17 protein-coding genes are annotated in these 16,667 nt (G+C 62.5%); 16 read left to right on the top strand and 1 reads right to left on the bottom strand.

Annotation, left to right across the window (positions count from 1 at the left end):
- Window positions 1-18: 18 nt before the first annotated feature.
- The 5 genes from V7S54_RS13555 to V7S54_RS13575 all read left to right on the top strand — a co-directional run bounded on the left by V7S54_RS13555 (window position 19) and on the right by V7S54_RS13575 (window position 3,013).
- Window positions 19-1,020, top strand: a complete 1,002-nt coding sequence (locus tag V7S54_RS13555; protein ID WP_065374160.1) for an NAD(P)H-dependent glycerol-3-phosphate dehydrogenase — start codon at window positions 19-21, stop codon at window positions 1,018-1,020.
- 77 nt (window positions 1,021-1,097) lie between these two features.
- A complete protein-coding gene (locus V7S54_RS13560) occupies window positions 1,098-1,391 on the top strand; it encodes a YciI-like protein (protein WP_065374161.1) in 294 nt (97 codons plus the stop codon).
- Between the two features lie 6 nt (window positions 1,392-1,397).
- Window positions 1,398-1,829: an EVE domain-containing protein gene (locus V7S54_RS13565; RefSeq protein ID WP_065374162.1), complete on the top strand. Its 432-nt coding sequence runs from the start codon at window positions 1,398-1,400 to the stop codon at window positions 1,827-1,829.
- Window positions 1,830-1,890: 61 nt separating this feature from the next.
- Window positions 1,891-2,556, top strand: coding sequence for a class I SAM-dependent methyltransferase (locus V7S54_RS13570; RefSeq protein ID WP_336408444.1), 666 nt, complete (start codon window positions 1,891-1,893; stop codon window positions 2,554-2,556).
- Between the two features lie 49 nt (window positions 2,557-2,605).
- Entirely contained in the window at window positions 2,606-3,013 is a 408-nt protein-coding gene (locus V7S54_RS13575; RefSeq protein WP_065374164.1) for a DUF1761 domain-containing protein, read from the top strand.
- A 29-nt stretch (window positions 3,014-3,042) separates the two neighbouring features.
- Here the strand turns inward: V7S54_RS13575 and V7S54_RS13580 are convergent, their stop codons facing one another.
- On the bottom strand, window positions 3,043-3,873 hold the full coding sequence (locus V7S54_RS13580) for a hypothetical protein (protein WP_065374165.1): 831 nt from the start codon (window positions 3,871-3,873) through the stop codon (window positions 3,043-3,045).
- A 306-nt stretch (window positions 3,874-4,179) separates the two neighbouring features.
- Between V7S54_RS13580 and sdhC the strand changes: the two genes are divergently transcribed.
- The 11 genes from sdhC (at window position 4,180) to V7S54_RS13635 (ending at window position 16,627) form a co-directional block, all read left to right on the top strand.
- Window positions 4,180-4,572, top strand: coding sequence for a succinate dehydrogenase, cytochrome b556 subunit (gene sdhC, locus V7S54_RS13585; RefSeq protein WP_065374166.1), 393 nt, complete (start codon window positions 4,180-4,182; stop codon window positions 4,570-4,572).
- Window positions 4,573-4,590: 18 nt separating this feature from the next.
- On the top strand, window positions 4,591-4,971 hold the full coding sequence (gene sdhD / locus V7S54_RS13590) for a succinate dehydrogenase, hydrophobic membrane anchor protein (protein ID WP_058321723.1): 381 nt from the start codon (window positions 4,591-4,593) through the stop codon (window positions 4,969-4,971).
- Between the two features lie 7 nt (window positions 4,972-4,978).
- Window positions 4,979-6,820 carry a succinate dehydrogenase flavoprotein subunit gene (sdhA, locus tag V7S54_RS13595; RefSeq protein WP_065374167.1) on the top strand — a complete coding sequence of 614 codons (1,842 nt, stop codon included), beginning with the start codon at window positions 4,979-4,981 and terminating at the stop codon, window positions 6,818-6,820.
- Window positions 6,821-6,822: 2 nt separating this feature from the next.
- Complete coding sequence (locus V7S54_RS13600) at window positions 6,823-7,164, top strand: succinate dehydrogenase (protein ID WP_065374168.1); 342 nt, start codon at window positions 6,823-6,825, stop codon at window positions 7,162-7,164.
- Between the two features lie 9 nt (window positions 7,165-7,173).
- Window positions 7,174-7,953, top strand: coding sequence for a succinate dehydrogenase iron-sulfur subunit (locus V7S54_RS13605; RefSeq protein WP_065374169.1), 780 nt, complete (start codon window positions 7,174-7,176; stop codon window positions 7,951-7,953).
- A gap of 293 nt (window positions 7,954-8,246) precedes the next feature.
- Window positions 8,247-8,795, top strand: coding sequence for a protease inhibitor Inh/omp19 family protein (locus tag V7S54_RS13610; protein ID WP_065374170.1), 549 nt, complete (start codon window positions 8,247-8,249; stop codon window positions 8,793-8,795).
- 59 nt (window positions 8,796-8,854) lie between these two features.
- Window positions 8,855-10,009 carry a cell division protein ZapE gene (gene zapE / locus V7S54_RS13615; RefSeq protein ID WP_065374171.1) on the top strand — a complete coding sequence of 385 codons (1,155 nt, stop codon included), beginning with the start codon at window positions 8,855-8,857 and terminating at the stop codon, window positions 10,007-10,009.
- Between the two features lie 183 nt (window positions 10,010-10,192).
- On the top strand, window positions 10,193-11,158 hold the full coding sequence (gene mdh / locus V7S54_RS13620; RefSeq protein ID WP_065374172.1) for a malate dehydrogenase: 966 nt from the start codon (window positions 10,193-10,195) through the stop codon (window positions 11,156-11,158).
- Window positions 11,159-11,271: 113 nt separating this feature from the next.
- Window positions 11,272-12,465: an ADP-forming succinate--CoA ligase subunit beta gene (sucC, locus tag V7S54_RS13625; RefSeq protein ID WP_065374173.1), complete on the top strand. Its 1,194-nt coding sequence runs from the start codon at window positions 11,272-11,274 to the stop codon at window positions 12,463-12,465.
- A 17-nt stretch (window positions 12,466-12,482) separates the two neighbouring features.
- Entirely contained in the window at window positions 12,483-13,385 is a 903-nt protein-coding gene (gene sucD, locus V7S54_RS13630; RefSeq protein ID WP_058321727.1) for a succinate--CoA ligase subunit alpha, read from the top strand.
- A 245-nt stretch (window positions 13,386-13,630) separates the two neighbouring features.
- The gene (locus V7S54_RS13635; protein ID WP_065374174.1) at window positions 13,631-16,627 is read left to right on the top strand and encodes a 2-oxoglutarate dehydrogenase E1 component; all 2,997 of its coding nucleotides are present in this window, start codon (window positions 13,631-13,633) and stop codon (window positions 16,625-16,627) included.
- Window positions 16,628-16,667: the final 40 nt, after the last annotated feature.

The raw sequence follows: 16,667 nt of genomic DNA on the forward strand, positions 1-16,667 counted from the left end.
GAATGTGACGGATAGAGAATGAACGACAATTCCAAGATCGGGCCGAAAATCGTCGTGGTTGGCGCTGGCGCCTTTGGCACTGCCTTGGCTGCGGTTGCGGCCTCGGCGGCAGGCAGCGACGTGACGCTGCTCGCCCGTCGGCAGGAGATTGCCGAAGCGTGCCGCAATACCGGCCGCAACGAGGATGCCCTGCCGGGCATCGATCTGCCGCCGGCGCTGAAACATACGGCGGATGTCTCCGTTCTCGCCGAAGCCGAAGTCGTGCTGTTCGCCATGCCGTCCCAGGCGCACCGTGATGCGGCGCGGCAATATGGCCCGCAGATCAATGCCGCCGCCACGATCGTCACCTGTGCCAAGGGCATGGAGCAAGCGACCGGCCGGTTGCTGACCGACGTTCTGGCGGAGGAATTGCCCGGCCGTTCGATCGGCGTGCTCTCGGGTCCAGGTTTCGCCGCCGATATCGCCAAGGGCCTGCCGACTGCGATGGTAATCGCTGCCGCCGATGCGGAGACGGCGACGATGCTGGCAGAGGTGCTTTCAGGCCCGACCTTCCGGCTCTACCCGTCGCAGGATCGCATCGGGGTGCAACTCGGCGGCGCGCTCAAGAACGTGCTGGCGATTGCCTGCGGCATTGTCGAGGGCGCGGGTCTCGGCGATTCCGCCCGCGCAGCGCTGATCTCGCGCGGCCTTGCCGAGATGTCGCGCTTCATCGCCGCCGAGGGTGGCGAAGCCGACACGGTGCGTGGTCTCTCCGGCCTCGGCGATCTCGTGCTGACGGCCACCAGCCACCAGTCGCGCAATCTGCGCTTCGGCATCGCGCTCGGCCGGAACGGCCGCGCCGATGGGGGCAAGGGCGAGCTGGTCGAAGGCGCCTTTGCCGCGTCGGTCGCCGCGCGCGTCGCCCATGATCTCGGCGTCGAGATGCCGATCACCGAGGCGGTGGCGGCGATCATCGACGGCAAGCTCGATGTCCGCACCGCACTCGAACAATTGATGACACGCCCGATCACCCAGGAATAATCCGGCAGCGGGGTGCGGAAAAGTGTAAAGCGGTCTTCCGCTCGCATCCCTCGCCAACGACAACTTCAGGAGGAAGCATGCTCTTCGCACTTCATTGCACCGACAAACTCGGCGCGCTGCAGCTTCGGCTCGATACCCGCCCCGATCATGTCGCCTATCTCAATGATCTCAACGCCAAGGGCATTCTGAAGATGGCGGGCCCGTTCCTGGGGGACGACGGCAAGCCGACCGGCAGCCTGGTGATCGTCAAGGCCGAGACCATCGACGAAGCCCGCGCGTTCGCCGAAGCGGATCCCTATGCCAAGGCAGGTCTGTTCTCCAATGTCGAGATCAAGGCCTTCAACTGGGTCTTCAACAATCCGGAGGCTTGAGACGCGATGGCGCATTGGCTCTACAAATCCGAACCCTTCAAATGGTCCTGGCAGATGCAGAAGGATGCCGGCGCCAAGGGCACCGAATGGACCGGCGTTCGCAACTACCTTGCACGCAACAACATGCGGGCGATGCAGATCGGCGACAAGGGTTTCTTCTACCACTCGAATGAGGGGCTGGAGATCGTCGGCATCACCGAGGTCTGCGCACTTTCATATCCGGATTCGACTGCCGAGGGCGATGCCCGCTGGGACTGCGTCGACATCCGTGCAGTGATGGACGTGCCGCGTCCGGTGACGCTGAAGGAGATCAAGGAGAACCCCAAGCTCGCCAACATGGCACTGGTCACCAGTATGCGCCTGTCGGTGCAGCCGGTGACCGAGGACGAATGGATCGAGGTCTGCCGCATGGCCGGGTTCGATAACCCGCCGCGGTAGTTTTGTTTTTCCGCCTATCCGGAAACCGCCTTCGCCTTTCGGATAGGCTCGGAGAGTTTTCGTGAAGACCGATCCGGAAAGTTTCATCCTCGCCAATACCGGCGTGCTTTCGCCGCCGCATGTGCCGGAGGTGCGCCTGCATCTGGCAACCGAGGCGCATGAGCTCTGGTTGAAGACCGAGGAGGAATTGCAGGAGATCGGCCTGCCGCCGCCGTTCTGGGCCTTTGCCTGGGCCGGCGGGCAGGGGCTTGCCCGCTACATCCTTGATCATCCCGAGACGGTGCGCGGCAGGCAGGTCGTCGACTTCGCCTCCGGTTCGGGCCTAGTGGCAATCGCCGCGATGAAGGCGGGGGCGGCTTCGGTTCTTGCCGCCGATATCGATCCCTGGGCGAAAACGGCAGTCCGGCTCAATGCCGCACTCAACGGCGTCGCCCTTTCCTATACGGACGAGGACGTGACCGGTCGCGATCTTGGGGCCGATGTCTACCTCGCCGGCGACGTCTTCTACGACAAGGCTTTTGCCTACCGGCTGAAACCGTGGTTTTCGGATCTGGCGGCGAAGGGGGCGACGGTGATCGTCGGCGACCCCGGCCGTTCCTATTGCCCGCGCGAGTTGATGACGGCCCTTGCCACCTACGAGGTTCCCGTGACCCGCGCGCTGGAGGACAGCGAGGTCAAGCGTACGACCGTCTGGCGTTTCGGGGGCACTGCGAACACGGACAGTTGACAGCCCAAAGGCCTTCGATTCCAATCCCCGCAAAAACGGGGGAACGAACATGGCATTTGCGGGCATGAACTATCTGGCGGTGCTGATCGCCGCCATCGCAGCCTTCGTCATCGGCGCCATCTATTACGGCGTTCTCGGCAGACCCTGGATGAAGGCGGCGCGCATCGATCCCGCGGCTGCGCAAATGTCGCCGGTTCTCTTTGCCATTTCCTTCGTCTCTGAACTGGTGATGGCGACCATGGTCGCCGGCGTCGTCGGCCACCTCGGGCCGGGCGAGGTCACGCTCGCCAACGGCGTCGTCTCGGCCTTCTTCCTCTGGCTCGGCTTCGTCGCGACGACGCTCATCGTCAACCATCGCTACCAGGGTTTCGGCTGGGACCTGTCGCTGATCGACGGCGGACACTGGTTGCTGGTGCTTCTGGCAATGGGCGCCATCATCGGCACCATGGGCGTGTGACGGCGCTGTGCCGGCTGGCAGCGCCGTGACTATCGCCGGATCACGCAGACGCCGTGTTCATAGGCGCAGGAGCCGTTCATCGTCTGCGGTGTGACGTTGATGATCTTGCCGCGTTTTGTCTGCGGCGGCGCCGCGTACGCACTGTCATCGGCATAACCGTAGTCGCCTTCCTGGTTGAAGTAGATGCCGTTGCCGAGATCCACATAGGCGGAAATGCCGCCGACATAGGTGCCGATGCCCGGAATGATGTCTGGATATGCATCGCCGCCATAGTAGCTCTGGCGATAGTCGCGGCCCTGGCCGCCGGACGTCCAGATCTCGCGGCCAGCCCTGTCGCGAACCCATCCGCCGCCGCTTCCCCAACGTTCGACATAGGGGCCGGAATATGGGCGATACTGCGGGAGGCGAACATGCCGCGTACGTGTCTCGACTTCCGGCAGTCCGTTGGCGATGCGGCGACCATCGTGGCGGCGGCCTCCGGATGTCCAGATGTCGTTGCCTGCCCTGTCACGAACCCATCCGCCGCGATGCTCCCAGCGCCCGGCGTAGGAGCCGGGATAGGGGCGGTATCGGGGAAGGCGAACGTGCCGGGTGCGGGTGTTCACGTCCGGCAGACCGTTGTTGGCCATCCAGTCGCGACGGGGCATGCGATTGCGGTTCCAGCCGTTGCGGTAGCCCATGCCGCCGAACTCGTAGCGCGGACCGGGGCGACCTTGATATATGCGGACATGGTTGGTTCGCGTCTGAACGCCGCGTGCTCCGCCCCAGTCGCGGGCCTCCAAGGGGATGCAGGTCGTGGCGATGACCAGGCCGGCGAGCGCTAGCACTTTGGTCGCATGGATTGCCTTGAACAAAGTCATTCTGTTCGCCCTCCGGATGACGCTTAACAATTGGTTAAGATCACTCTCGCCCACTTTCGCGGGAAAGTCACGGAATTGCTTGGCTTTTTGCGGCTATCGTTAACGGATGCGCATGTCTCCGGCAGGCTGGAAAATGGCGCAATTCGTCTAATCGATTAAATTGATTTTGCACTGCAAACACACTTGTCGTTAAGCAATATGGTGATTAAAGGTCCGAAGGACTGAATTGCGCACAATCAGGTGCGATACCGGACTAAAATCGTCCAGTTTTTTGGGCGTAAATCCGGGCATTTCCGTGAGGTTCCGATGACGGATGTCACAAGAAGCCGGCCGCTGTCGCCGCATCTTCAAATCTATAAGCCGATCCCGACAATGGTGATGTCCATTGTGCACCGCATCACCGGCGGCGCGCTCTACTTCGGCACCATCCTCGTTGCCTGGTGGCTGATCGCAGCCGCATCGGGTGCGGCCTACTACGACTGGGTCAGCTGGCTGTTCGGCACGCTGATCGGCAAGCTGGTGCTCTTTGGTTATACCTGGGCGCTGGTGCACCACATGCTCGGCGGCTTGCGCCACTTCATGTGGGACCTCGGCTATGGCTACGAGAAGCACTTCGCCACCAAAATGGCCAAGGCGACGATCGTCTGTTCGGTGGCGCTGACGCTGCTGATCTGGGTGGTCGGCTATCTCGTCCGCTAACTGAGAGGAAAGACATCCATGGATATGCGCACACCTCTCGGCAAGGTTCGCGGCCTCGGTTCGGCCAAGGAAGGCACGGACCACTTCTGGCGCCAGCGCCTGACGGCGGTCGCCAACGTTCCGCTGTTGATCTTCTTCGTTATCTTCCTCGTTCGCTACGCCGGCGCCCCGCACGCGGATGTCGTCGCCGCGCTTGCGAACCCCTTCGTTGCGGTCGTCATGGCGCTCGTCGTGCTCTCGGGCCTCATCCACATGCGGCTCGGCATGCAGGTGATCATCGAGGACTACGTGCACGGCGAAGGCATGAAGATCGTCCTTCTCATGCTCAACACATTTTTCACGATCGCGGTTGGCGGGCTCTGTCTTTTCGCCATCCTGAAGATCGCTTTTGCAGGGTAATTTCGCCATGGCATCGAACAGTTCACCCGCTGCAAACGGCAAGGCCTATCAATATGTCGACCACGCCTTCGACGTCGTTGTCGTAGGCGCCGGCGGCGCGGGCTTGCGTGCGACCCTCGGCATGGCGGAGCAAGGTCTGAAGACCGCCTGCATCACCAAGGTCTTCCCGACGCGCTCGCACACGGTTGCCGCCCAGGGCGGCATCGCCGCCTCGCTGCAGAACATGACGCCGGACAGCTGGCAGTGGCACCTCTACGACACCGTCAAGGGTTCCGACTGGCTCGGCGACGTCGACGCCATGCAGTACCTCGCCATGGAAGCGCCGAAGGCGGTCTATGAGCTCGAGCACTACGGCGTGCCCTTCTCGCGCAACGCGGAAGGCAAGATCTACCAGCGGCCGTTCGGCGGCCACATGCAGAATTACGGCGAAGGCCCGCCGGTGCAGCGCACCTGTGCGGCTGCCGACCGTACCGGCCACGCGATCCTGCACACGCTCTATGGCCAGTCGCTCAAGAACAACGCCGAGTTCTTCATCGAGTATTTCGCACTTGACCTGATCATGTCGGATGACGGCCGCTGCACCGGCGTCGTCGCCTGGAACCTCGACGACGGCACGATCCATCGCTTCTCCGCCAAGATGGTGGTGCTGGCGACCGGCGGTTACGGCCGCGCCTATTTCTCGGCAACCTCGGCGCACACCTGCACCGGCGACGGCGGCGGCATGATCGCCCGCGCCGGCCTGCCGCTGCAGGACATGGAATTCGTCCAGTTCCACCCGACCGGCATCTACGGCGCGGGCTGCCTGATCACCGAAGGCGCGCGCGGCGAAGGCGGTTACCTCGTCAACTCCGAAGGCGAGCGCTTCATGGAGCGTTACGCGCCGTCGGCCAAGGACCTTGCCTCGCGTGACGTCGTTTCGCGCTGCATGACGATGGAAATCCGCGAAGGCCGCGGCGTCGGCAAGAACAAGGACCACATCTTCCTGCACCTCGACCACCTGGATCCGGCCGTCCTGCACGAGCGTCTGCCGGGCATCTCGGAATCGGCGAAGATCTTTGCCGGCGTCGACGTGACGCGCGAGCCGATCCCGGTTCTGCCGACGGTGCACTACAACATGGGCGGCGTGCCGACCAACTACTGGGGCGAAGTGCTGAACGCCGATGCCCAAAACCCGGAACGCATCGCGCCCGGCCTGATGGCGGTGGGCGAAGCCGGCTGCGCCTCGGTGCACGGCGCCAACCGTCTCGGTTCCAACTCGCTGATCGACCTCGTGGTCTTCGGCCGCGCCGCTGCCATCCGCGCCGGTCAGGTGATCGACCGCAACGAGGCGATGCCGGAGCTCAACAAGGCCGCCTGCGACCGGATCATGGACCGCTTCGACCGCCTGCGGAACGCCAACGGCAGCACGCCGACGGCGGTGCTGCGCGAAAAGATGCAGCGCGCCATGCAGGACGACGCGGCCGTGTTCCGCACCCAGGAATCGCTGGAATCGGGCTGCAAGCGCATCTCGGCGATCTGGAAGGAACTGCCCGACATCAAGGTCACCGACCGCTCGATGATCTGGAACTCCGACCTCGTCGAGACGCTGGAACTCGAAAACCTCATGGCCAACGCTATCACGACGATCTATGGCGCCGAAGCGCGTAAGGAGAGCCGTGGTTCGCACGCCCGCGAGGACTTCACCGAAGGCCCGCTCGGCGGCCGCGACGACGTCAACTGGCGCAAGCACACGCTCGCCTGGGTCAACGAGGCCGGCGACGTCAAGCTCGACTACCGCCCTGTCCATACCGACCTGATTGCCGACGGCATCGATCCCAAGAAGATCGAGCCAAAGGCTCGTGTGTACTGACGATGAGAACACGTTTCGGCTTCACTCTCATCGTTGGCAGCTTTCTGGTCGCCTCGTCCGCCTTGGCGGCCGAGCGCTATGAATTGCGTGCTCCCGGTGGCGTGGGTGCTGCGACGAGCAACGAGGTCGGCGTCTGGAAGACGGTCAAGGCGGCTCGTGGTGCTCGTTCGTCGCTCGTGATTGGCAATCAGTTCATGTCGCCGAATTTGGAATGCATTGTTCGGCCGGGTACCAAGGCCGAAGTCATAAAGCGCGAAGGATCGGTCGCCTATGTGCGCGCGAGCAACGCGGCTTTCGGTGGTTGCAAGGGTTTCGTGAAAACGGAATTCCTGTCGGCAAGCTAGGATTTTATCATGGTTGAACTCGCTCTCCCCAAGAATTCGCAGATGACGGAAGGCAAGGTCTGGCCGAAGCCGCAGGGCGCGACCAACGTTCGCGAATACCGCATCTACCGCTGGAACCCGGATGACGGTGCCAATCCGCGCATCGACACCTTCTACATTGATGTCGACGATTGCGGCCCGATGGTGCTTGATGGTCTGCTCTACATCAAGAACAAGATCGACCCGACGCTGACGCTGCGCCGCTCCTGCCGCGAAGGCATCTGCGGTTCCTGCGCCATGAACATCGACGGCACCAACACGCTCGCCTGCACCAAGGGCATGGACGAGGTGAAGGGCGCGGTGAAGGTCTATCCGCTGCCGCACATGCCCGTCGTCAAGGACCTGGTGCCGGACCTCACCAACTTCTACGCCCAGCACCGTTCGATCGAGCCGTGGCTGAAGACGGTGTCGCCGACACCGGCCAAGGAATGGAAGCAGAGCCACGAGGACCGCCTGAAACTCGACGGCCTCTACGAGTGCATTCTGTGCGCCTGCTGCTCGACCTCCTGTCCGAGCTACTGGTGGAACGGCGACCGCTACCTCGGTCCGGCCGTGCTGCTGCAGGCCTATCGCTGGCTGATCGACAGCCGCGACGAAGCGACCGGCGAGCGTCTCGACAATCTCGAGGACCCCTTCCGCCTCTACCGCTGCCACACGATCATGAACTGCGCCCAGGCCTGTCCGAAGGGCCTGAACCCGGCGAAGGCGATCGGCGAAATCAAGAAGATGCTGGTCGAGCGCCGCGTCTGATAGGCCGGATTGGAAACGAAGTTCAGGAGACGGCGAGCCTTGGCTCGCCGTTTTCTTTTTGAAGTCATCGGTGAAACTGCGATCGACAATTCGTGATTGTGCCGCGGCGACAGGGGATAGGTGATTGGCAATGTGGCGATGACCGCGCCGAGCATGCGTCTTGTCAGGACGTTTCAATCCTGCAACAGGTCGCAAGGAATCGTCGTCGCTTGATTTGTCAGGTGGATTTGCTGTATTTCGGCCTATATTATCGCGTTGCATCATGGTTCGCGGACACGAACAGGAGTAGGGATATGCGGGTTATTCATGCGGCGGCGGGGCTGGCGGTTGTGCTTGCGCTGACCGGATGCCAAAGAACATCGATGGGCGGTTTCGGTTCCCAGGATGTTTCACCCGCTCCCATCCAGGCCGCACCGGTTCCCTCGGTTTCGTCGAACCAGCTTCCGGCGCCGAGCGGCAACACCTCGCAATTCCCGGCTGCACCGGCGAGCGGCACGGCGGTAGCCGGTGGCGCTGTTCAGCAGCCCGGCACGCAGGTCGCTGCGGCGGCAGGCGGCGGCCTTGACGTCACCAAGGAATCGATGGTCGGCAACTGGCGCGTATCGAGCGCCGGCAGCTCCTGCGACATGTTCCTGACGCTTACCAATCTCGGCTCCGGCTCGCGCGGCGGCACCCGCGGCTGCGCCGGCGAGCTGACGACCATGGGATCCTGGGAAGTGGCCGGCAAGCAGGTGGTTCTCAAGGACCGCAGCGGCAACGCCATCGCCCGCCTTTACAAGACGGCCGATGCCCGCTTCGACGGCTCGACCAATGGCGGCCAGCCGGTCAGCCTCAGCCGCTGACGCTTTTCCAGCCCGGTCTCGCGCCGGGCTTTTGTTTTCCGGCTCCTCTCGGGTGAGACGTGCTCAATCCTGACGACAGTATCTACCGCAAGCTCGAAGCGCTCGTTACGAGTGGCGAGCGCAAGCGCGACCCCGCACAGTTTACGATTGCGCGGCGTTTCGATCATCTTTCCGCCGAGCTGCTCGCCAGCCGTCCGTCGCGCAAGACCAATGCGCTCGGTTGGCTGTTCGCCTCGCGCAAGAAGGACCATCCGCCGGTAAAGGGTCTCTACATCCATGGTGGCGTCGGGCGTGGCAAGACCATGCTGATGGACCTGTTCTTCGACACGGTGCCGATCCAGCGCAAGCGTCGGGCGCATTTCCACGAATTCATGGCCGATGTGCACGAGCGCATCTACAAGCACCGCCAGAAGCTGAAGAACGGCGAGACGAAACAGGCCGATCCGATCCCGCCCGTCGCCTCGGAGCTTTTCGGCGAGGCCCGGCTGCTCTGCTTCGACGAGTTTTCGGTGACCGATATTGCCGACGCGATGATCCTTGGGCGGCTCTTCGGCGAGCTTTTCGCAAAGGGCTGCGTGCTGATCGCGACGTCGAACGTGGCGCCTGACGATCTCTACCGCGACGGTCTCAATCGCGGCCTGTTCCTGCCCTTCATCGATCTGCTCAAGGCGAATGCCGAGGTCATTTCCCTGGATACGGACACGGACTATCGCCTGACGAAGACGGATGGCAGCCCGGTGTGGCTCTCGCCGCTCGGCCCGGAGGCGGATGCGGCGATGGCGCGCGCCTGGATGCGGGAAACCCGCAACGAGGCTGTTGCTCCGGCCGAAGTGCCGCGCAAGGGCCGCAAGATCCATGTGCCGGCCGCCGCCGGGCAGAGCGCCCGCTTTGCGTTCGCCGATCTCTGCCAGCAGCCACTGGGTGCCGCCGATTATCTGGCGATCCTCGAACGTTACTCGACGATCTTCGTCGATCACGTGCCGCATCTCGGTCCGCATATGCGCAACGAGACCAAGCGCTTCATCCTCCTGGTTGACACGCTCTACGACAATGGCGCCCGATTGTTTGCTTCGGCCGCGGCCGAGCCGCAGGATCTCCTGACCCAGAAGAAGGGTACGGAAGGCTTCGAGTTCGACCGTACGGTTTCGCGTCTGATCGAGATGCAAAGTGAGGAATATGCCGCCGAGCACCCCGCCAATCGCGTTGTTTCGTGACGCGGTCGTGACGGAAAGTCTTACGTTTACGTAAGACTTTTATGATCTAACCGATTGAAATTGCTTCATCCAAAAGTATCGTTTGATATTTTACCATTTGCCGTTTAATGGCTTTCGGCGAAGGTTTGGCGTTTGCCGCGTTTCAGGCCTTGATCATATTGGGATCACAAAGGAAGCACTTTCATGGCTCGCAACAAGATCGCACTTATCGGTTCAGGGATGATTGGTGGCACGCTGGCGCATCTCGCCGGTCTGAAGGAACTGGGCGACATCGTCCTCTTCGACATCGCTGACGGCATCCCCCAGGGCAAGGGTCTCGACATCGGCCAGTCCTCCCCGGTCGAAGGTTTCGACGTGAACCTGACCGGTGCCAGCGACTACGCCGCCATCGAAGGCGCCGATGTCTGCATCGTCACTGCCGGCGTTGCCCGCAAGCCCGGCATGAGCCGCGACGATCTGCTCGGCATCAACCTCAAAGTCATGGAACAGGTCGGCGCCGGCATCAAGAAATACGCTCCGAACGCCTTCGTCATCTGCATCACCAACCCGCTCGACGCCATGGTCTGGGCGCTGCAGAAGTTCTCGGGCCTGCCGAAGAACAAGGTCGTCGGCATGGCCGGCGTTCTCGACAGCGCGCGCTTCCGCCTGTTCCTCTCCCAGGAATTCAACGTTTCGGTCCAGGATGTCACCGCCTTCGTTCTCGGCGGCCACGGCGACACCATGGTGCCGCTCGCCCGCTACTCGACCGTTGCCGGCATCCCGCTGACCGACCTCGTGCAGATGGGCTGGGTCACCAAGGAGCGCCTTGAAGAAATCGTCCAGCGCACCCGTGACGGCGGCGCCGAAATCGTCGGCCTGCTCAAGACCGGTTCGGCCTACTACGCTCCGGCCGCCTCGGCGATCGAAATGGCGGAAGCCTACCTCAAGGACAAGAAGCGTGTTCTGCCCTGCGCCGCGCACCTGACCGGCCAGTACGGCGTCAAGGACATGTATGTCGGCGTTCCCACGGTCATCGGTGCCGGTGGCGTCGAGCGCATCATCGAGATCGATCTCAACAAGGCCGAGAAGGAAGCGTTCGACAAGTCGGTCGCTTCGGTCGCCGGTCTTTGCGAAGCCTGCATCGGCATTGCGCCGAGCCTGAAGCAGTAATCGCGTCCCGTTGAGCGGATGCTGGCATCCGCTCAACCTCTTTGTTTTTGCCGCATTTGTGCGACGGCAGGTGTCTCACCTGTCTGCAGAATGCTCCAGACAGGAAAAACACCATGAACATTCATGAATATCAGGCCAAGGCTCTGCTGAAGAGCTATGGCGCACCGGTTGCGGAAGGCGTTGCGATCTTCTCCGCCGATGAAGCTGAAGCCGCTGCCAGGAAGCTCCCGGGCCCGCTCTACGTCGTCAAGAGCCAGATCCATGCCGGCGGCCGCGGCAAGGGCAAGTTCAAGGAACTTTCCGCCGACGCCAAGGGTGGCGTTCGTCTTGCCTTCTCGATCGATGAAGCCAAGTCTCATGCCAAGGAAATGCTCGGCAATACGCTCGTCACCGCGCAGACCGGCCCTGCCGGCAAGCAGGTGAACCGCCTCTACATCGAGGACGGCGCCGACATCGATCGCGAACTCTATCTGTCGCTGCTCGTCGACCGCTCGGTCGGCCAGGTTGCCTTCGTCGTTTCGACGGAAGGCGGCATGGACATCGAGGCTGTTGCGCACGACACGCCGGAAAAGATCGTCAACGTCGCGATCAACCCGGAAGCTGGCGTCACCGCCGCTGATCTCGCCAAGCTCACCTCGGCCCTGAAGCTCGAAGGCGAAGCCAAGGCTGACGCCGAAAAGCTCTTCCCGATCCTCTACAAGGCCTTTGTCGAGAAGGACATGAGCCTGCTCGAGATCAACCCGCTGATCGTCATGAAGAACGGCCGCGTGCGCGTTCTCGATGCCAAGGTCTCGTTCGACGGCAACGCCCTGTTCCGCCACGACGACATCAAGGCACTGCGCGACGAAACCGAAGAAGACGCCAAGGAAATCGAAGCCTCCAAGTGGGACCTCGCCTATGTGGCGCTCGACGGCAACATCGGCTGCATGGTCAACGGCGCGGGTCTTGCCATGGCGACGATGGACATCATCAAGCTCTACGGCAAGGAGCCGGCGAACTTCTGCGACGTCGGCGGCGGCGCCGGCAAGGAGAAGGTCGCGGCAGCCTTCAAGATCATCACCGCCGACCCGAAGGTCGAGGGTATCCTCGTCAACATCTTCGGCGGCATCATGAAGTGCGATGTCATCGCTGAAGGTGTCGTTGCGGCCGTGCAGGAAGTCGGCCTCAAGGTTCCGCTGGTCGTTCGTCTCGAAGGCACGAATGTCGAGCTTGGCAAGAAGATCCTGAACGAATCCGGCCTGGCGATCACCGCCGCCGACGATCTGGATGACGCTGCCAAGAAGATCGTCGCCGCGATCAACGGCTAACTGAAGGACCAGACCTCATGTCGATTCTCGTCAATAAGAACACCAAGGTCCTCGTACAGGGCCTGACCGGCAAGACCGGCACCTTCCACACCGAACAGGCGCTTGCCTATTATGGCACGCAGATGGTCGGCGGCATTCACCCGAAGAAGGGCGGCGAAACCTGGACCGGCTCCAAGGGCGAAACCCTGCCGATCTTCGCGTCGGTTGCCGAAGGCCGTGAAAAGACCGGTGCGGACGCATCCGTGATCTATGTTCCGCCGGCAGGCGCCGCGGACGCGATCATCGAAGCGATCGACGCGGAAATCCCGTTCATCACCTGCATCACCGAAGGCATCCCGGTTGCCGACATGGTGCGCGTCAAGGCTCGTCTCGACCGCTCCAAGTCGCGCCTGCTCGGCCCGAACTGCCCCGGTATCCTGACGCCGGAAGAATGCAAGATCGGCATCATGCCGGGCTCGATCTTCCGCAAGGGTTCGGTCGGCATCGTCTCGCGTTCCGGCACGCTGACCTATGAAGCCGTGTTCCAGACCTCCAACGAAGGTCTCGGCCAGACGACGGCCGTCGGCATCGGCGGCGACCCCGTCAAGGGCACCGAGTTCATCGACGTGCTGGAGATGTTCCTGGCGGATGAGGCCACGACCTCGATCATCATGATCGGCGAAATCGGCGGCTCGGCCGAAGAGGACGCGGCGCAGTTCCTCATCGACGAGGCCAAGAAGGGCCGCAAGAAGCCGATGGCCGGCTTCATCGCGGGCCGTACCGCGCCGAAGGGCCGCACCATGGGTCACGCCGGCGCCGTCGTTTCCGGCGGCAAGGGCGATGCGGAATCCAAGATCGCTGCGATGGAGCAGGCAGGCATCCGCGTGTCGCCGTCGCCGGCCCGTCTCGGCAAGACGCTGGTCGAAGTCCTCAAGGGCTGATGATCGAATGACGACCGGGGCCGGAACGATCCGGCCCTGGCAAGCCTGCCTACCGCGTATTTCCTTGGCTGATTGAAGATCAGGATACGCGGCAGATTGTAGTGCCACGGTGCTTTTAGCGCGTCCTTTCGATGCGCGGCGCCGTAGGAACACCAGGCGCCAACGCGCCGAACGAACATGAACGACCGGGATACCCGGCAACCCAACTTCAGTCAGGAGGCGGACAGAACAGTCCGCGTGAGACCATGACAAGGCAAGAGGCCAACGAGCAATTCCAGCTCACTTCGTTTCTGGACGGCGCCAACGCCGCCTATATCGAGCAGCTCCAAGCACGCTATGAAACGGACCCGGCGTCCGTCTCGGCCGAATGGCAGGCCTTCTTCAAGGTGCTCGCCGACCGGCCGGAAGATGTGGTGAAGGCAGCCAAGGGCGCCTCCTGGAAAAAGAACAACTGGCCGATCCCGGCCAATGGCGAACTCGTCTCCGCGCTCGACGGCGACTGGGGCACGGTCGAAAAGGTCATCGAGAAGAAGGTCAAGGCGAAGGCTGAGGAAGCCGCCGTCGCCACCGGCACTGCCGTGAGCGAGGCAGATATCCTTCAGGCGACGCGCGATTCCGTCCGCGCCATCATGATGATCCGCGCCTATCGCGCCCGTGGCCACCTGCATGCCAAGCTCGATCCGCTCGGCCTTGCTGCCCCGGTCGAGGACTACAACGAGCTTTCGCCCTCGAACTACGGGTTTGAGGAGAAGGATCTCGACCGCAAGATCTTCATCGACAACGTGCTTGGCCTCGAATACGCGAGCATTCGCGAAATGGTCGAAATCCTCGAGCGCACCTACTGCTCGACGATCGGCGTCGAATTCATGCACATGTCCAACCCGGAAGAGAAGGCCTGGATCCAGGAGCGCATCGAAGGACCGGACAAGGGCGTCGAGTTCACGCCCGAGGGCAAGAAGGCGATCCTGCAGAAGCTGATCGAGTCGGAAGGCTTCGAGCAGTTCATCGACGTCAAGTACAAGGGCACCAAGCGCTTTGGTCTCGACGGCGGCGAATCGCTGATCCCGGCACTTGAGCAGATCATCAAGCGCGGCGGCCAGGAAGGCCTCAAGGAAATCGTGCTCGGCATGGCCCACCGCGGCCGCTTGAACGTGCTGTCCCAGGTGATGGCCAAGCCGCACCGCGCCATCTTCCACGAGTTCAAGGGCGGCTCCTACGCGCCTGACGAGGTCGAAGGTTCGGGCGACGTGAAGTACCACCTCGGCGCTTCCTCGGACCGCGAATTCGATGGCAACAAGGTTCACCTGTCGCTGACCGCGAACCCCTCGCACCTCGAAATCGTCAACCCTGTTGTCATGGGCAAGGCCCGCGCCAAGCAGGACCAGATGGCGACAGTCTTCGAAGGCGACATCATTCCGCTGCGTGAACGCTCGAAGGTCATGCCGCTCTTGCTGCATGGCGACGCCGCCTTTGCCGGCCAGGGCGTGATTGCTGAAATCCTCGGCCTCTCCGGCCTGCGCGGTCACCGCGTTGCCGGCACCGTCCACTTCATCATCAACAACCAGATCGGCTTCACCACCAATCCGGCCTTCTCGCGTTCGTCGCCCTATCCGTCCGACGTCGCCAAGATGATCGAAGCGCCGATCTTCCACGTCAACGGCGACGACCCGGAAGGCGTCGTCTATGCGGCCAAGATCGCGACCGAATTCCGGATGAAGTTCCACAAGCCGGTCGTCATCGACATGTTCTGCTACCGCCGCTTCGGCCATAACGAAGGCGACGAGCCTGCGTTCACGCAGCCGAAGATGTACAAGGTCATCCGCGCCCACAAGACCGTCGTTCAGCTCTACTCCGACCGCCTGGTCGCCGAAGGCCTGATGTCGGAAGGCGAAGTCGAGAAGATGAAGGCCGATTGGCGCGCCCATCTCGAGCAGGAGTTCGAGGCTGGCCAGTCCTACAAGCCCAACAAGGCCGACTGGCTGGATGGTGTCTGGTCGGGTCTTCGCTCGGCCGACAACCAGGACGAACAGCGTCGCGGCAAGACCTCGGTGCCGATGAAGCAGCTCAAGGAAGTCGGCCGCAAGATCTCCGAGATCCCGGCAGGCTTCAACGCGCACCGCACGATCCAGCGCTTCATGGAAAGCCGCGCCAACATGATCCAGACCGGCGAAGGCGTCGACTGGGCCATGGCCGAGGCACTCGCCTTCGGCACGCTGGTCACGGAAGGCACCAAGATCCGTCTGTCGGGTCAGGACTGCGAACGCGGCACCTTCTCGCAACGCCATTCGGTGCTCTACGATCAGCAGAGCGAAGAGCGCTATATCCCGCTCGCGAACCTGTCGCCGACCCAGGCCCGCTACGAAGTCATCAACTCGATGCTCTCGGAAGAAGCGGTCCTCGGCTTCGAATACGGCTATTCGCTTGCCCGTCCGAACGCGCTGACGCTTTGGGAAGCTCAGTTCGGCGACTTCGCCAACGGTGCACAGGTCGTCTTCGACCAGTTCATCTCGTCGGGCGAACGCAAGTGGCTGCGCATGTCGGGTCTCGTCTGCCTGCTGCCGCACGGCTATGAAGGTCAGGGTCCGGAGCACTCGTCCGCCCGCCTCGAACGCTTCCTGCAGCTCTGCGCGGAAGACAACATGCAGGTCGCCAACGTCACGACGCCGGCGAACTACTTCCACATCCTGCGCCGCCAGGTAAAGCGCGACTTCCGCAAGCCGCTGATCCTGATGACGCCGAAGTCGCTGCTGCGTCACAAGCGTGCGGTCTCCAGCCTGTCGGAAATGGCTGGCGAAAGCTCGTTCCACCGCCTGCTGTGGGATGACGCCGAAGTGATCAAGGATGGCCCGATCAAGCTGCAGAAGGATTCGAAGATCCGTCGCGTCGTGCTCTGCTCCGGCAAGGTCTACTACGATCTGCTCGAAGAGCGCGAGAAGCGCGGTATCGACGACGTCTACCTGCTGCGCGTCGAACAGCTCTATCCGTTCCCGGCCAAGGCGCTGATCAACGAACTCAGCCGCTTCCGCAACGCGGAGATGGTCTGGTGCCAGGAAGAGCCGAAAAACATGGGCGCCTGGTCGTTCATCGATCCCTACCTCGAATGGGTTCTCGCCCATATCGACGCCAAGTATCAGCGCGTGCGCTACACCGGCCGTCCGGCTGCCGCCTCGCCGGCAACGGGTCTGATGTCGAAGCACCAGGCGCAGCTTGCCGCCTTCCTCGAGGACGCGCTGGGGGGCTGACGCTCCCCACGCTCTGAGCCAATAGAAACAGATATCTGAT

Source organism: Ensifer sp. CCNWLY38 (assembly GCF_037120565.1).
Classification (GTDB): domain Bacteria; phylum Pseudomonadota; class Alphaproteobacteria; order Rhizobiales; family Rhizobiaceae; genus Ensifer; species Ensifer adhaerens_H.

What these genes read in the sequence shown, in the direction of transcription:
- V7S54_RS13555 (WP_065374160.1), top strand. Translation starts at nt 19, where the DNA reads ATGAACGACAATTCCAAGATCGGGCCGAAAATCGTCGTGGTTGGCGCT.
- V7S54_RS13560 (WP_065374161.1), top strand. Translation starts at nt 1,098, where the DNA reads ATGCTCTTCGCACTTCATTGCACCGACAAACTCGGCGCGCTGCAGCTT.
- V7S54_RS13565 (WP_065374162.1), top strand. Translation starts at nt 1,398, where the DNA reads ATGGCGCATTGGCTCTACAAATCCGAACCCTTCAAATGGTCCTGGCAG.
- V7S54_RS13575 (WP_065374164.1), top strand. Translation starts at nt 2,606, where the DNA reads ATGGCATTTGCGGGCATGAACTATCTGGCGGTGCTGATCGCCGCCATC.
- V7S54_RS13580 (WP_065374165.1), bottom strand. Translation starts at nt 3,873, where the DNA reads ATGACTTTGTTCAAGGCAATCCATGCGACCAAAGTGCTAGCGCTCGCC.
- sdhC (WP_065374166.1), top strand. Translation starts at nt 4,180, where the DNA reads ATGACGGATGTCACAAGAAGCCGGCCGCTGTCGCCGCATCTTCAAATC.
- sdhD (WP_058321723.1), top strand. Translation starts at nt 4,591, where the DNA reads ATGGATATGCGCACACCTCTCGGCAAGGTTCGCGGCCTCGGTTCGGCC.
- sdhA (WP_065374167.1), top strand. Translation starts at nt 4,979, where the DNA reads ATGGCATCGAACAGTTCACCCGCTGCAAACGGCAAGGCCTATCAATAT.
- V7S54_RS13600 (WP_065374168.1), top strand. Translation starts at nt 6,823, where the DNA reads ATGAGAACACGTTTCGGCTTCACTCTCATCGTTGGCAGCTTTCTGGTC.
- V7S54_RS13605 (WP_065374169.1), top strand. Translation starts at nt 7,174, where the DNA reads ATGGTTGAACTCGCTCTCCCCAAGAATTCGCAGATGACGGAAGGCAAG.
- V7S54_RS13610 (WP_065374170.1), top strand. Translation starts at nt 8,247, where the DNA reads ATGCGGGTTATTCATGCGGCGGCGGGGCTGGCGGTTGTGCTTGCGCTG.
- mdh (WP_065374172.1), top strand. Translation starts at nt 10,193, where the DNA reads ATGGCTCGCAACAAGATCGCACTTATCGGTTCAGGGATGATTGGTGGC.
- sucC (WP_065374173.1), top strand. Translation starts at nt 11,272, where the DNA reads ATGAACATTCATGAATATCAGGCCAAGGCTCTGCTGAAGAGCTATGGC.
- sucD (WP_058321727.1), top strand. Translation starts at nt 12,483, where the DNA reads ATGTCGATTCTCGTCAATAAGAACACCAAGGTCCTCGTACAGGGCCTG.
- V7S54_RS13635 (WP_065374174.1), top strand. Translation starts at nt 13,631, where the DNA reads ATGACAAGGCAAGAGGCCAACGAGCAATTCCAGCTCACTTCGTTTCTG.